Source organism: Corallococcus sp. NCSPR001, from assembly GCF_017309135.1.
Classification (GTDB): Bacteria; Myxococcota; Myxococcia; order Myxococcales; family Myxococcaceae; genus Corallococcus.
This window is the reverse complement of record NZ_JAFIMS010000002.1, coordinates 6,613,208-6,627,120: the sequence shown is the minus strand read 5'-3', so window position 1 is coordinate 6,627,120 and position 13,913 is coordinate 6,613,208. Positions and strand designations below refer to the sequence as shown.

Annotated in this window: 5 protein-coding genes; 3 read left to right on the top strand and 2 right to left on the bottom strand. The window is 66.9% G+C overall.

The features are described from left to right. Positions 1-5 precede the first annotated feature (5 nt). Positions 6-395, top strand: a complete 390-nt coding sequence (locus JYJ93_RS28575) for a spore germination protein GerW family protein (protein WP_242543960.1) — start codon at positions 6-8, stop codon at positions 393-395. Here the strand turns inward: JYJ93_RS28575 and hrpA are convergent. Beyond that, complete coding sequence (gene hrpA / locus JYJ93_RS28570; RefSeq protein ID WP_206797449.1) at positions 392-4,102, bottom strand: ATP-dependent RNA helicase HrpA; 3,711 nt, start codon at positions 4,100-4,102, stop codon at positions 392-394. The two genes, JYJ93_RS28575 and hrpA, sit on opposite strands and share 4 nt — an antisense overlap. A gap of 183 nt (positions 4,103-4,285) precedes the next feature. Here hrpA and JYJ93_RS28565 point away from each other — a divergent pair, with 183 nt between their 5' ends. Then, the gene (locus JYJ93_RS28565) at positions 4,286-4,720 is read left to right on the top strand and encodes a hypothetical protein (RefSeq protein ID WP_206797439.1); all 435 of its coding nucleotides are present in this window, start codon (positions 4,286-4,288) and stop codon (positions 4,718-4,720) included. A 691-nt stretch (positions 4,721-5,411) separates the two neighbouring features. Here JYJ93_RS28565 and JYJ93_RS28560 read toward each other — a convergent pair. Then, positions 5,412-11,756 carry an NACHT domain-containing protein gene (locus JYJ93_RS28560; protein WP_206797438.1) on the bottom strand — a complete coding sequence of 2,115 codons (6,345 nt, stop codon included), beginning with the start codon at positions 11,754-11,756 and terminating at the stop codon, positions 5,412-5,414. A 277-nt stretch (positions 11,757-12,033) separates the two neighbouring features. On the opposite strand from JYJ93_RS28560, the gene JYJ93_RS28555 reads away from it, so the two are divergent. Further along, complete coding sequence (locus JYJ93_RS28555) at positions 12,034-13,911, top strand: bacterial transcriptional activator domain-containing protein (RefSeq protein WP_206797428.1); 1,878 nt, start codon at positions 12,034-12,036, stop codon at positions 13,909-13,911. Positions 13,912-13,913: the final 2 nt, after the last annotated feature.

The following is a 13,913-nucleotide window of genomic DNA, read 5'->3' as shown; positions in this document are numbered from 1 at the left end:
CCGCCATGGACATCATCGACCTCATTGACCGGACCCGCGACAGCATCTCCGCGCGCAGCGTCTTCGGCCAACCCATCCAGCAGGGGGACGTCACCGTGATTCCCGTCGCGCGCGTGAGGGGCGGTGGGGGCGGCGGTGGAGGCGAGGGCCCGGTTCCCGAGGGTAACGCGAAGGAAGGCACGGGCCGTGGGGAGGGCACGGGCTTCGGGCTGAGCGCGCGCCCGGCGGGCGCCTTCGTCATCCGCGGAGACAGGGTGTCATGGCTGCCTGTCGTGGAGCCCGCTCGCATCATTCTCGGCCTGCAGCTCCTGGCTGGCATCGCCCTGCTCAGTCGGGCCGCGGCATCTCGGGGACGCCGCGGCTCGCGTCACGGACGTACAGCCATTCGCTTCTAGCGCAGCGCCGCGAGGGCCGCGCTGACCTTCGCCACCGTCACCGACACGGGCGTCGTGACCTCCGGAGCGAAGATGGCCACGCGCAGCTCCTCGAACGCCCACCGCAACTCCTGCGCCGCCTCCTGGTCACGCGCGGTGGCGCCCTTGGCGAGGAAGGACTCCCACAGGGGGAGGAAGGGCGCGGCCTTTCCCGCGTCCTTGCTGGGGTTCGCTACCGCGCGCGACAGCCGTGCCTGGGCCGCGCGGAGGTAGCGTGGGTAGTGCAGCAGTCGCCCGAGCGGAATCCACTCGATGAGGTTCGCGGGGAACAGGTGCCCGAGCTGCGAGCGGATGTCCCGCACGGCCGCCGCGCCGCTCTGCCCCTTGGAGGCTGCCTTGAGGGCCGCGAGTGTCTGAGCGAGCTCCGCGGAGGTGACAATGACGGCGTTCGCCCAGTCCCGGGCCGCCTGCTCGATGCGCGGTGAGCCCTCACGGATCAGCGCCTCGAAGGCCGCCTTCGTGCGGGGAAGCGGCGCACCCGGTGCGAGCTTGAACGCATCATCGACGCCGCGTGCGAGGACGAGCGTCCGGAAGGCGTCGGCCTTGCCCCTCGCGGGCGGCGCGCCGTCCAGGGTCGGGAAGGGCGGCGGCATGCGCGCGGCGCTGACGGCCACGTGTCCGCGCGCGGCGAGCATCAGGAGCCGGCGGACCCCCGTGCGCGAGGCCGCTTCGGCGGCGGCGGAGGTCTCGAGCAGCGTCAGGTCCACGGCCGCGCCCCGGTCCACGAGCGCGGGGTAGGTGCGGACCTCCAGCCCGCCCACCCGCCGGGTGACCACGGGGGGCAGCTCTCCGAAGGTCCAGGCTGTCAGCCCCTTTCGCTCCCAGTCCGAAGTCGGCGCCACGCTGCGCAGCGCCGCGCGTGCATGGCCACCGTACTGTTCGAGCAGCGCGTCGGCGTCGCGGCTCTTCGCGAGCTCCTTCCCCCGCTCGTCGAGCACCCGGAGCGTGATGCGCAGGTACGGCACCACGGCGTCCGCCCGGAAGGACTCCTCGGGCACTTCCACGCCGCACAGCCGGGACACCGCACGCGCGAGCGCTGGAATCATCGGCCCGCGGAAGGGCACCAGTTCCTTCTCGAGACGGTCGACCAGCTCCGGCACCGGCCCCAGCTGCTTTCGCTGGGCGCGGGGGATCTGCTCAAGCAGGGCGGTGAGCTTCTCCCGCTGCCACCCGGGGATGGTCCAATCGAGTTCACCCGGGACCAGCTGGGCGAGCAGCAGCAGCGGCACGCTCACGGTGATGCCGTCGTCCTCTGCCGAAGGGTCGAAGGTGTACGTCACCGGCACGGACGCGCCATGCAGGGTGATGTTGTCCGGATAGTGCGCCGGGGACAGGCCCGGGTCGTGCGAGAGGGCGTCCTCCATCGAGAGGACGAGCACGTCGGGGTCGGCCGCCTCGGCCTTGCGGCGCCAGACCTCGAAGCCTGCTCCGTCCGTCACGTCCGCCGGGACGCGCTGGTCGAAGAACGTCAGCAGCGCCTCGCTGTCGAGCAGCTCGCTGCGCCGGGCCTTGTCCCGCAGGCGCGCCACGCGATCGAGCACCTGTTGGTTCTTCTCCTGGAATGCCCCCCGGGTGCGGTACTCGCCGCGCACCAGGGCGTGCTCGAGGAACATCAGCCGCGCCCGGGCGGGATCCATGCTGGCCAGGGCCACGGGGCGCTCCTTGAAGACCTGAAGCCCGAAGAGGGTCGCGCTCTCCTTCACGATGGCGCGCGAGGACTTCTCCGACCAGTGTGGGTCGGAGTGGCTGCGCTTGAGCAGGTGGGGGGCCGCCAGGGCGAGCCACTCCGGGTCGAGCTTCGCCACGGTGCGCGCGAACAGCTGGGTCGTCTCCACGAGCTCGAACGCCATCACCCAGGCAGGGGGCTTCTTCGAGAGCGCCGACGAGGGGTGGACCATGAAGCGCGTCTGCTTCGCGCCCGTGTAGTGGCGCTGCTCCGGATTCCACTGGCCGATGCGGGACAGGAGCCCGGTGAGGAGCGCCTGGTGCAGCATGTCCCCTCGCGCCGGGGCGCCCCGGCCCTTGCGCGGCAGGCGCAGCTCGCGGACGGTCTCCTCCAACTGGCGCTGGACGTCCCGCCACTCGCGCACCCGAAGGAAGGACAGGAAGTTGTCCCGGCACACGCGCCGCAGATGGGACGTTCCGCGTTCCTCGGCCTCGCGCACGAACGCCCACAGCTTGAGCAGCCCCGCGAAGTCCGAGTGCTCGTCGCGGAAGCGCCGGTGCGACTCGTCCGCCTTCTGCGCGAGCTCCCGGGGCCGCTCGCGCGGGTCCTGCAGGTTGAGCGCCGCGGCGACGATGAGAACCTCCTCCAGGCACCCGTACTCGGCGCCCGCGAGGATCATCCGCGCGATGCGCGGGTCCACCGGGAAGCGCGAGAGCTGGTGCCCGAGCGGCGTCAAGGTGCGCTCCTTGCCCTCGATGGCCCCGAGCTCCTCGAGCACCCGCCAGCCCTCGGCGATGGCCCGCGATTGGGGCGGGTCGAGGAAGGGGAAGTCCTCGAGGTCACCGAGGCCAAGAGACTTCATCCGCAGGATGACCCCCGCGAGCCCGGTGCGCTTGATCTCCGGGTCGGTGAAGGCGGGCCGCGTGGTGAAGCTCACCTCGTCGTAGAGGCGCACGCAGATGCCCTCGCGCACGCGTCCGCAGCGCCCCTTGCGCTGGTCGGCGCTGGCCTGGGAGACCGGCTCGATGTGCAGGCGCGTGGTGCCCGAGCGGGGTTCATAGCGCGACAGGCGCGCCACCCCCGTGTCCACGACGTACACGATGCCCGGGATGGTGACCGACGTCTCCGCGACGTTGGTGGCGAGGATGACGCGGCGCTGGGGGATGGTGGCGAAGACACGCGACTGCTCGGAGGCCGACAGGCGCGCATACAGGGGCTGCACCACCGTGCCGCGAAGCTCGCGCGCGTTGAGGGCATTCTCGGCCTCGCGGATCTCCCGCTCGCCGGGGAGGAACACGAGGACGTCCCCGTTCGGGTCGAGCGAAATGACGTTCGCCACCGAATCGGCCACGGCGTCGGCGAGCTCGGAGTCCTCGGCGGGCGGCTCGTAGAGCACATCCACGGGAAAGGTCCGGCCCTCCACCTGGATGACCGGAGCCCCGCCGAAGAACTGCGAGAAGCGCTCGGTCTCGATGGTGGCCGAGCTCACCACCACCTTGAGGTCGGGGCGTCTGGGGAGGATGCGCTTGAGCCACCCGAGCAGGAAGTCGATGGTGAGGCTGCGCTCGTGGGCCTCGTCGAGCACGATGGTGTCGTAGCGCTTCAGGAGCGGATCGCCGTGGATCTGCGCGAGCAGGACGCCGTCGGTCATGAACTTCACGGCCGTCTGCCGGGTCGAGCGGTCCTCGAAGCGGATCTGGTAGCCGACGTCCGTGCCCAGCTCCGTGCCAATCTCGCGTGCCACGCGCGCCGCCACGCTCGTCGCGGCGATACGCCGGGGCTGGGTGACGCCAATCTGGCGCGGGCGGCCGCGCCCCATGGCGAGCAAAATCTTCGGCAGCTGCGTCGTCTTCCCCGAGCCGGTGGCCCCCGCGACGATGACCACCTGATGGGCGGAGATGGCCGCGGTGATGTCCTCCACCCGGCTCGAGATGGGGAGCTCGGGGGGGAAGCGCAGGGTGGGCAGGCCGCCGGGGGAGGGGACGGGTGATTCGCCGGACATGGCGGTATGGACTAGCACTGAAGCGCGCGCTTCGCCCCTGACGAATCGTGTGGAAGCCTGCTCGGCGGGCGTTCTCGGGGGGATTCCCCCTGCGGGCCCGTACGCACCTGGATGCGAACCGTGGGAGTGACGCTCTGCGGAGGGATGCACTGAACGCGAGCCAGGCCGTATCATCGTCGCGTGATGAACCCGCGCACGCTCACCGACCTGATGGCCGAGGTAGCCGGCCGCGCCCACGAGTGGTCAACGCCCCAAGACCTCGGCTGCGATCGCGTGACGGTCGCGGCCGCCTGGCTGGCGAGCGACGATCCGGTAGCGATGCTGTTCCTGCTCGCCGCGGTTCATCCCCGACGCGAAGTGGAGATGTGCATCAAACTGGCGACCGAGATGTCGTTCTTCGAACCCATGCGGGACGAGGCACACACGATGAGTCGCCGCCTCCCCGGCATGAACTTCAATGGTCGGTCTCCGTTCTACTTCATGGCTCTCTACCAGCGGCTGAGCGCCGCCTTGCAGTGGATTGAGGACACCGAGCGAGCGCAGCTGGAGCACAAGCTCGCCACCGCGATCCGCGTCGTCGTCCCCGATCCGTTCACGTTCGGCGGACCCGCCGCATAGGGCCGGGGATGAACAAGCGATCGCCGAAGCCCTCTCGGCTCGGCGGTATCCGTCCTGCAGGAGCGCGTTGAGGCGTGGTGGTGGCTGGGCCGACAGGCCCTTCCTGGGTTCCTCCGACCGAGGACGCAGGGCTGCGGCTCATTGCTGGTGTCGACTTCAATACGCACGTCGTCCTGATCTCCTTCATAATCGACGGGAGCAGATGGGGATCAGTCATCAAGGGCGTTGTCAGCATGGCATTGCTCCGTGCCCCCATTGCCCGGTCCCCTGACTGTGACGCTGACGCTTTGCGTGTTCGCTGCGCAGGAGGCGGCATTCGCCTCGGGCACCTACCGCCCGAGCACCGCATCATCTTGACCGGCACGGAGTCCGCATTTAACGCTACGCGGACTGTGCGGTGCCCCGTCGTGCTCAAGCACATCACGTCCCTCCCTTTGCCATGTGCCTGTCCGCGCCGTAGGTGGCGCTGCGGGACCCCGCGCACGTGCCACCGAAGTGGGCATGGGAGCAGCGGGCGAGGAGGGGCAGGTAGTTCGCATGGGTGAGCCGATGCATGTTCCACCCGTAGATCCAGCTGCGCAGTGACCGCGCATTGAGAGAAAGGCGGCTCGCAGGGATGAGCTGCTGCCATTGCCATACACCTTGGTGCACTACCAGCCGGAACTCCGAGACCTCCCAACGCTTTCGCGCCTCAGTAGCGCGCCTTGTGAAGCGCGTTGGCGCAGCCTGGATACGTAGTCATCGACAAGTCTGCCCCCACCCGAACCACTGCGGTCGTGTGCCAAAATCGCGTCAAGCGACTGGCGCCGCCAGAGTCAGTGCGCGTGAGCTTGATTAGGAGTATCAGGTCCGCCTGCTGCGCGGTCAGCACCTTGCGGACAAAAGCCGATCGACAGCACATGCGGGCACCGGTCATGCGCCTACCTTCACCATGATCGGGAAGCTGGCACCATGCCTCGACTCGCACGACCTGCACGCCTGACGCTTCGATCCAACGGCTACCGAACTCATCGGCGGGCTGCAGCGCGCCAAAGGCGATTATGTCGTCCGATGGGCGCGCACGCTGGGCCGCGCCGAGCACGCCCAGCGCGTCCGCCTCGTCGATGCCGCCTTCGGCGTGGGAGTGCACAATCCACGGCACGAACGGATGTTGCGACAGGCTCGAGTTGTCCTCTTCGAGTGTATACGGAAGGTGCGCTCGGAAGGGGGCCTCCCGTGCCAACTCCACTGCGGCCTGATCGGCTTTCGCGGAAGGAATGAGGGCGGACTGAATTTCGATTTCGATACCTTCCACCGAGTGCCAATTGCCGTCGATGACCAGCCACTCGCCGACATTGGCCTCGATCCCGAGCAAGGAACGCAGTTTCGCCGGATCGGCCGTCATGCCCACTCCGTCCTCAGCCAGTTCCCGCAGGGTGACGCGGGTAACCACTGGCTGCCACTCGGTGCCATCGGCGAGCCACAGCCCATCGGCGCGGGTCAGTACCCGCCCCCGGATCCACGCATGCCACGGGTTTCCGTTGTCGTAGCGCCGTCGCGTGACCGGATGCTGGGGCAGGAATTGTCCGGCCACTGCATGTAGAGCGTGCCAGCACAGTTGCTCCCCATAGGTATGGTGTTGGTCGGTGATCGCTCCCCGACCCTCACGGCGGTGGCCGGAGCGTCCGCCCAACTCGTGCATGTGGGTGATGTGGCGGTCGTGCTGCCGTACCCACGCCGTCATCGCATCGTGCGTGTCCCACAGTGTGCGATCAAACAGCGCGCTCAACTGGGACACATCGGATTTGTCGAAGTCGTATTCGAAGTGCAGTTCCGGCTCGGGCGTCGGCCGGTCCGCCGGGCGCGATTCGTAGACTGACCCGCCGTTATACCCTTGGGTGACCTGCAGCGCGAACGGGGATCGATTGACCTGCACTAAGGACTTGCGCAAGACCGGCGGCAATTGCACCTGTCCCGTGTCTTGGCAAGCGAGCAGTGCCGCCCTCGCGAAGTGCTGCCGGAGCACGTGCGGATCGGCGGTATCGAGGGCCGTGCGTTCAAGGAAAGCGCGATGCGCAGCGACAGCCTGTGGCGCCTCCATCGCGATGCGGGCCAAGGCGATCAGCAGCCACAGTTGCGCGTGGAGGTAATAGAATGGCAATTCGGGTGCGCCAAACGCGCCAGCGTCGCGCTCATCAAACCGGGCTACGACGGCATTGAGCACATCGGAGCGGCCCAGGCGCACTGCAGTGCGCAGGCTGTGCGCGGCCATCCAACGGCGCTCAGCGTGCCCCGAGCCCAGGGCAAACCAAATCAGGCCTGCGGTCACCTGCAGCGAATCGTCCGGGGGATAAAGCCGTTCGTTCCACGCCCCGTCCGCCACTAATGCCGCGAGCTTCGCCGCACCACTGGCGAGTAATCGGGTCAACGCCGCCTGCCCGACACCGGGGGCGGAGTTAGTGTTGAAGGCTGCCGCGAAACTCAGCCACACCGCCGCTGGCACGTCGGTGCCCGGCCTGGAATACTGGTGCAGCAACGCGAGTGTAAGCGCGTGCTCATCCACGCCGGTGAGCTTGGTCATGCGCTTAAGCTGCCAAGTTGACAAGTATCCGGAGGGCACGAAGTCATCTGCATTCTCGCGCACAATCCAGTCTGCGGCAGCAGCAAGGGCTTTGGGCACGGCCGCCGACGCAGCCGACCAAGCCTCTTGGCAGGCCTCAAGTTCGTGCGCCTTTGCGTAAAGATCGAGGGAGGGTTGGCGCGCGATGAGTTCGATATAGCGAGGCCAATCCGCGAACAAGACCTTGGCGCGTAACAATTCCAATAGCTTGACGTCGGGACGTCCCCAGCCAGTCTCGCCCTCCAGCGCATCAATGGCATAGGCCAGGGACAGTTCGTCCAGAGGGTTGGTGTTGTGCGCCAAGGCGGCGACTACGGCCGCCCTGGCCTCCGCGACGGCCTCTTGCTCCTCCGGGTCGACGCTGGGCGAAGACGGCCGCCAGTTGTTGAGTTCGTTGTAGTCGTGGGTCGTCGCATCGATCGACGCCGCAGCCGCCGAAAGATTGGCGGCGTGCGCCGACTCTTCGCCCAACACGCGCGAAGCCCACTGCGCCAGCGCTCGTGGGGCTTGAGAGCCGAACGTCGAGGGATTGTTGTGTTGGTACTGTTCGATCAGCTCTGTGACGATGGCCGGCGAGGCGCCGCGTGCCTCCAGCGCCTCGACGAACTGCTCGGTGCCACAGGACCACAGTTCGACCGGGTTGGATACTCGCAACATCGTCAGCGCGATCGTCGGATCGATCTGATGGTTGTCCAGCAGCGGCTTCAAGTACGGAAGCAGCGTATATTCGAGTGAGATGCGATCGCGGTCTTCCCACCGGGTCAGACGGGCCATGCCCTTTACCCCCGAGGTTTTGGCCAGAGCCGCCCCGTAGCTAGCCCAATCGAACTTGTGGGCTTCCCCCAGGTTTAGGTCGCAGATGTTTGAGAGCGTGTGGCTGTCTGCGTCGGGAAGCCCAGTGCCCTGTAATGTGCGGGAAAAATGCATCAACTCGCTGACGAACTCCCAGTCGCCCGAACCAATTGCATCCATCTGCTCTAGGCCCTGCAAGAAGTAGGAGCTGGCCTCGCTCCCGCTGGCACGACCCATCGCCCGGGCCAAGTGGGCAAATAGCGTCGCCCGCTGTACCACATCGTCCTCGCGCTCGATCGCTTGGCGCGCCTTGATCGCCGTCTGACCGGCCAGCACGTGGTGGCGAGCGCGTGCGGCCAGAATTTCGGCAATTTCAACAAGGGTGCCTGCGGTGGTGACACCGGGCGCGCTCACCGTTTCGACGAACTGAGTGATCTCCTCGGCCGCGAAGTCCGGATTGACCGCGAGCGCGAGAGTGATTAGGCGCTCGCCGATCGCATCGTGCTGACGTTGTGCTGCGGTGCCTCCGGAGTAGTAGTCGTTCTGGACGCGCAGTTCACACCAGACCTCGATGAGGGGCTTGAGCCGCCCTGCCGCCTGGCTAGAGCTCGGCTTTACCGCGTGGGTGAAGGCGGTTGCGATGCGCAGCAAGGAGGACAGGCGGCCGTCGAGAAATCGCTCAGCGGAGGATTTGGTCTCGTAACTTAGTGACTCGGCTGAATCGGCCTCGGTACCCTTCTTCACGCTCGCCTGCAGGGCCTGTTTGAGCGCATCGCGGTAGGGCTGACCGTTAAGGCTTGGCGGCAGGGACGCACTAATCTTCGCCAGTTCGGCCGGCAGCAGATCGCGCTCTTCGGGTGCCCGGCTTTGCGCCAGGGCCTTAAGGACCTGGATCGCCACGTACGGATAGACGTCACCGAACGAATATTGAGCCATGAACGTGTACAGCGCCGGCGTCGGCAGGCTGATCGAGGCCGCGATCGCGCTCGACTCGGCGTACAGACCGCGCACTGCGGCCACCGTGGCGGCCCGAAGCATGCCCATGAGGATCGGGCGCTCCTGAGGTCGATGGTGCGCCTCGCCGCAATCCACTGTCTCGCCGCGAGCCGCAAGATCGGAAATCAGCTCGCGCTGCAGATCTTCATCCCCGTCGGCGTAGGCCACGGCGGCAGCCAGCACGCTGGGCTTGGCGAGCGTAGGCGTCAGCAGCTCGCGAACGGCCTGTGGAGAGATAAGCCCTTTCGCTGCGCCTGCGCGCGTGAGTGCAAAGCACTGCACCGCGACCTCGTAGGCGTACCAATCTCGCCATCCGTTCAGTTCGCGAGCGGCGCCCTTACCATCCCCGCGCGCTAGCAAGCATAAGGGAATGGCGGCCATGTCAATGGCCGTGGGACGCTCTTGCTGGAAGCGAGGGTCTTCGGCCTGCTCGAAGTAGTGATTCCGCCACTCGACCAGTCGCTGGGCATGCCGGTGCGCATCGGCCATGTCACCAGCCAGCACGTGCGCGATCGCTAGACGCGCATGGCGTGACCCCGGCCAAGCGGTGCGTGCTTCGAACATCCGGCGCAGCGCGTGGATATCGTCCATGGCCACAGTCAAGTCGGGATGATCGAGCAAATAGGTCGTGCCCCGTTGATTGATCGCGGCAAGGGTCGACAACTCCACCAGCAGCGGCACCAGCCGGTCGCTGTCATCGTGGGTGGCTGCAAACGCGACAGCAGCGCGCAGCCGCGCCTGCCGGATCGCCTGCTTTCCTGCCGCACTGGCGATCGAGGTCGGCATGCGCGGATCGAAGGCCAAGTCGAACAGTTGGTCGCCATCGCCCAACTGCTTGAGCAGGTCGGGCAAGGTCGTCGCGGCGTACAGCGAGCGCTCCTGCATAGCCAGCAGGTTCTTCGCCAACGCGCGCAGCGCGGCCTTGTCGGCCCCGTAGGTTTCACGAATCAGCGTTTCAGTCGGCTCGTCGCGGAACATGATCCCGTGCTTGGTGTGCTCCAGTAGGTCGGCCAGGTCGGAGGCAAAACTGTTGGCCGCGCCCTCAGACAGGCCATTGGCCTCGGCGAACTCCTGAATCGGCACCGGGGGTGGTAAGGTCGCCAAGCCCCCTAGGAACGCGTGGATCGTGCCGTCGCGGTAGCCTTGCTTTTCCGCATCGCGCAAGGCGTCCTGAATTTTCTTTCGCAGCAGGTCATCGAGATGAATGACCTTGTTGACTTCGGACTGTGCGAGCAAGTCGGCGCCTTCCTTGGCCAGATGTTCAAGGATGCGTCCATTGCCTCGCGAACGCGACTGGGCCACCAGCAAGCGGGCTTCCGTCAACCGATTCACCCGCGGGCGCAAGAACTCGCGGGACTCCTCGATGCTGAAGGGCAGCAGCTCCAGTTCGGAGCAGTCAACGCCGCCCGTCGCAGCGGCCCGGCGATGGCTGCGCGCGCTGACCACCAGCTGCATGCCGGCAATGCGTCCGGCCGTGGCCAGTTCGCGCAGCAACAGGAGCGGGAACGAGGTTTCGTCTTGCGCCGAGGCGTGCTCCCCAGCGTTATCGATCGCATCAAGCAGCAGGATAAGTTGGCGGTCCCGGGTGCTGCGGGCGCCGGTCTCCGCCGCCTGAGTTAATCGCGAGCGCACCGTCCGGATGAGGTCATTGTCGTTGTAGGTCCCGGGGAGCAGAGGATCGCACAAACCGCGGCACGCCAGCCGATTGACAATGTGCAGCAGGCCACGCCCTGGCAGGTGCCGCGCGTCGCTCGGCGCCCGATACTGACCCATGCCAAAGCAATCGAACAACACGACCTCGTGCGCGGACTCGAGCTGGCGCGCGAGAGAACAGAGGAAGACCGTCTTGCCCACGCCGCCATCGGCGTGGATCATCAGCGGCCGATCTAGGGCTGGGATCATCGTTGCCGTGTCCGCCAACTGTTCACGGGCCACGACCGCCCCTACGTCTGGGAAGCTCGTTGGACACGGCAGCAGGTCGTCCTCGTGACCGATCTCAAACGCCGCCAATAAATCAGTACGCGAAATGACATTGCGTTGTTCGCTCGCGAGGCTGGCCTTGTCGCGGGCCAGTTGGCGGATCTCGTTGAGCCACAGGCGTGCCTGGGAATCTCGCGCGGCCGTCCAGTCGGACAGAGCCGCCGCCAAGTCGCGCTTGCTCGCTTGCAGATCGCCGGTCAAACCGGTGAACTGGATCCGACGGGCGAACTCGACCAACTCCTTTCCGTGGAGGCGTGCCGCCGCCTGGAACTGCTTGGCCTGGGCGGCAGCGGCTCCGCTCGGTGCGGTGCCCGCCGCCAGCTTCTGCACCGCGTGTTCGAGTTCGGCCAGAATCGGGCGATTGGTGACCAGCTCGAAGCGAAGCTTTGCGCGAGTTTTGGTGACACCATGCTTGCGAAGGTGAGCGCGGTAGGTGTTCGCAAACTTCTCGATGGTCTTCTTGGCATCCGCGACGCGAAAGGGCTTGAGTTCGGCCGCCTTCGAATACTTCACTTGGACGACGACGACCCGGGTCGCTTGCACAAAGGACGCCTGTCGACCGTAGTACAAGACGGCGTCTGCGATTTCGGTGGCGTCCTTGGACACTTCATCGTCGGCGGAGAAACCTTCGATGGCGACGCCCACCAAGCCGTACTGGGGCAGCAGCATGCCCAGGCATTTTCGAGCGACCCACGCCTCGTGATACTCATGGCCGTCCCGGGAAGCTCTGACGCTGTCAACGCGAGTGTGATTTTTTGCCACTACTCATCCTTGGAAATGAAAGCTGATACTGCGCTCGGACTATCCGACCACGCAATTTAGATTCGAGGAGGTGCGTGTCGCTCTACCTGCGACGGCCAGCCGATGCGCGAGCGCGGTCGCGCGATGTGCGCTCGTGCTGGGAGGCAGGTGCCATCCTGACGCATTTAGTGTATGGGAGGGTTCCATGAGCACAGGTCGTGTCATGGGATTGGCGGCGCGTGGCGTCCTGCTGGCGGTGTGGGGCTGTGTCCTCGGCGTGTCGTGTGTGAAGCGACCCGTGGACTACGCGCGGGAACAGGCGCGAACCCTCGCGCCCGCGAAGTTGGAGTCCTCGTCGCAGCCCTCGACGGGGCCGGTCCGGAAGATTCGGGTCCGGGTCTACGCGGACTCGGACTATCGGGAGCAGGTGGTGCGCTGGCGAAGCAGCGTCGTGTCCCAGTTGCAGCGCGCGAGCGCGGTGATGCAGGGGCCGCTGGGCGTTGTCTTCGAGCTTGAGTCGACGCGCGAGTGGGCGCATCGAGGTGTCGAGGGCGAGCTGGAGGGTTCGCTGACCGCGCTGGAGCTCACAGATCCGGGCGAGGACGTGGACCTGGTGGTCGGCTTCGTCTCCGCGCTCAAGCTCTTCTCCTCCGCGCAGCATGAGCTGGGCATGGCCCGGCTGTTCGGGCGCCACTGCGTGCTGCGCGAGATGGGAAACCCGGAGGAGGTCCGCGCCATCATGGAGTCGCTGATCCACCTGCCCCAGGAGGAGCGGCAGACGCTCTACCAGGAGCGGAAGATGCACAAGGAGACGTCCGTCTTCCTCCACGAGTGGGCGCACACGCTGGGGGCATTCCACGTGCGCAACTCGCACTGGATGATGTTCCCGAACTACGCACCGAGTCAGGGGTCCTTCGCACCGCAGACCCTGGCGTTGCTCAAGACCAGCCTTCCCCATGCCTCGGCGGGGCGTCGCGATGACGCCGCAGCGCGGGCCTGGGCGACCGAGCTGGGTGCACTGCTGGCCTCGACGGCCTCGCCGGACTGGGAGGGACCGGAGAAGGAGGCGGTCGTCGAATGGCTCGCGAAGGTCCGCGAGGGCAAGGCGCCGCTGGTCGTTCACCAGCCCCAGGCCCCCCTGCCTCCGGAGGACCGGCGCCGACTCGAACAAATCCTCGCGCTCGAGAAGGAGGGCCGCGTGGAGGTCGCCGCCCAGCAGATGGAGCCCCTCGCGCGACGCCACCCGGAGGACTTCTTCGTCCAAAGGCTGGCCTGCTACCTGGACACGCGTGTCGCCCCCAAGCTGCCGGCGACCCGGGAGAAGTGCGAGGCAGTCGCCGAGAAATTCCCCTCCGAGCCCGCTCCCTTGTTCCACCTCGCGACCCTGGCCCTCCAACAGGGGCAGCACGTGGAGGCGCAAGGCCAGCTCGTGCGAGCGCGGCAACGGATGGACGCGAACCCTGGAACACCGCCGGAATTCTGGGGAGACCTCGCGGCCTTCTTCAAGGAGACCTCCTCGGTCACATGGGCGGAGCAGGCCATCCAGAAGGCGGGCAATGACTCTCGGGCCGAGCCTCTGCGGACCTGGGCTCGGCAGGCTCGACGCTGGAAGGCACTGCCAGTGGATGCCTCCGTGAGCGGTATCGCGGTGGAGCGGGAGGGAGAGTTCATCCGCGCGGCGAAGGACGTCGAGGATTCGCTCGATAAGGGGCCGGCGACGAAGGCGCAGGCACGACTCACCTGGCTGAGGCGGGAGTTCCCGCGCGCGGCGGTGCTGCACGTGTTGGACTGCGAAATCCACATGCGCGCTGGCAGGGTGGGACCTGCGAAAGCGGCGTGTCGGCAGGCCGTGGCCGCGCACGAGGAGGCGGTGCAGGCGCACTTCATCCTGGGGTGGCTGGCCTCCACGTCGGGTCCCCGCGAGGAGGCGCGTGCGCACCTGGAGCGTGTCGTGGCGCTGGAACCCTTGCACAAACAGGCGTGGCAGCTCCTGGCGGAGCAGTACCGCGCCGTGGGGATGGCGGAGGCGCTGAAGACGCTCCAGGGGCGCTATCGTGAGCAGTTCGCCCAGGAACTGCGCTGAGG

What these genes read in the sequence shown, in the direction of transcription:
- JYJ93_RS28560 (WP_206797438.1), bottom strand. Translation starts at nt 11,756, where the DNA reads ATGCTGCTGCCCCAGTACGGCTTGGTGGGCGTCGCCATCGAAGGTTTC.
- hrpA (WP_206797449.1), bottom strand. Translation starts at nt 4,102, where the DNA reads ATGTCCGGCGAATCACCCGTCCCCTCCCCCGGCGGCCTGCCCACCCTG.
- JYJ93_RS28565 (WP_206797439.1), top strand. Translation starts at nt 4,286, where the DNA reads ATGAACCCGCGCACGCTCACCGACCTGATGGCCGAGGTAGCCGGCCGC.
- JYJ93_RS28555 (WP_206797428.1), top strand. Translation starts at nt 12,034, where the DNA reads ATGAGCACAGGTCGTGTCATGGGATTGGCGGCGCGTGGCGTCCTGCTG.
- JYJ93_RS28575 (WP_242543960.1), top strand. Translation starts at nt 6, where the DNA reads ATGGACATCATCGACCTCATTGACCGGACCCGCGACAGCATCTCCGCG.